2 protein-coding genes are annotated in these 1,283 nt (G+C 67.0%); both read right to left on the minus strand.

What is annotated here, in order from left to right; genetic code table 11:
* Positions 1–109: 109 nt before the first annotated feature.
* Positions 110–709 carry an NADH-quinone oxidoreductase subunit B family protein gene (locus I53_RS20090; RefSeq protein ID WP_043353985.1) on the minus strand — a complete coding sequence of 200 codons (600 nt, stop codon included), beginning with the start codon at positions 707–709 and terminating at the stop codon, positions 110–112.
* A gap of 42 nt (positions 710–751) precedes the next feature.
* Positions 752–1,117 carry an NADH-quinone oxidoreductase subunit A gene (locus I53_RS20095; protein ID WP_007560754.1) on the minus strand — a complete coding sequence of 122 codons (366 nt, stop codon included), beginning with the start codon at positions 1,115–1,117 and terminating at the stop codon, positions 752–754.
* Positions 1,118–1,283: the final 166 nt, after the last annotated feature.

The raw sequence follows: 1,283 nt of genomic DNA on the forward strand, positions 1-1,283 counted from the left end.
GCGGGCCCGAGGCCGCCGGTGACCCGCTCGGCAAGGCCGCGACGGCGTCGGCGCCGTAGGCCGCCTGGGTGTGGGGCAGGATCGAGATGCCGTTCGTCATGGCCGCTCCTCAGCGCTCGATCGTGCCGGTCCGGCGGATCTTCTTCTGCAGCAGCAGCACGCCGTAGAGCAGCGCCTCGGCGGTGGGCGGGCAGCCGGGCACGTAGATGTCCACCGGCACCACCCGGTCGCAGCCGCGCACCACCGAATAGGAATAGTGGTAGTAGCCGCCGCCGTTGGCGCAGGAACCCATGGAGATGACGTAGCGGGGCTCCGGCATCTGGTCGTAGACCTTGCGCAGCGCCGGGGCCATCTTGTTGGTCAGCGTGCCGGCGACGATCATCACGTCGGACTGGCGGGGCGAGCCGCGGGGCGCGAAGCCGAACCGCTCGCAATCGTAGCGCGGCATCGACATCTGCATCATCTCGACCGCGCAGCAGGCGAGGCCGAAGGTCATCCACATCAGCGAGCCGGTGCGGGCCCAGTTGATCAGCTCGTCCGTGGTGGTCAGCAGGAAGCCCCGATCGGCCAACTCGTCGCTGATCGACAGGAAGGTCGGATCGTCCGCGCCGATCGGACGGCCGGTGTTGGGATCGATGATCCCCTTAGGCTGGGGCGCGATCGCGGGGGCGCGGGACAGGGCGCGGTTCGTGTCGGTGATCAGGGCCATCGGCGACTCAAGAATGCAGTGCGGGCGGCGAGCGGCGGGGCATCAATCCCATTCGAGGGCGCCCTTGCGCCACTCGTAGACGAAGCCGACGGTCAACACGCCCAGGAAGACGATCATCGACCAGAAGCCGAACCAGCCCAGATCCCCGAAGGTGATCGCCCAGGGGAAGAGGAACGCGACCTCGAGGTCGAAGATGATGAACAGGATGGCGACAAGGTAGAAGCGCACGTCGAACTTCATGCGGGCGTCGTCGAACGCGTTGAAGCCGCACTCGTAGGCCGAAAGCTTCTCGGGATCGGGGCTCTTGAAGGCGACCAGGAAGGGGACGACCAGCAGCGCGGTGGCGATGAACAGCGCCACGCCGATGAACACGATGAGCGGCAGGTAATCCGCCAACAATCCGGTCATGCCAGGGCCTCGCGAGAGGAGTGAAACCGCGGTGCGACGCCGACCCGGATCCGCCCGTGGAATTGTTCTTATGCCAGGATGCGCGCGGCCGGAGGCTTAGTCGAGCCGCCGGCCCGTGACAATGGCTTGTCGCGTCGCACAAAGCGCGCTGTCAGCCGTCTGTCAG

Origin of the sequence: Methylobacterium sp. B1, assembly GCF_000333255.1 — a bacterium.
Taxonomy (GTDB): domain Bacteria; phylum Pseudomonadota; class Alphaproteobacteria; order Rhizobiales; family Beijerinckiaceae; genus Methylobacterium; species Methylobacterium fujisawaense.

Excerpts from the sequence above, each read along its gene's own strand:
- I53_RS20095 (WP_007560754.1), bottom strand. The coding sequence starts at position 1,117 with ATGACCGGATTGTTGGCGGATTACCTGCCGCTCATCGTGTTCATCGGC.
- I53_RS20090 (WP_043353985.1), bottom strand. The coding sequence starts at position 709 with ATGGCCCTGATCACCGACACGAACCGCGCCCTGTCCCGCGCCCCCGCG.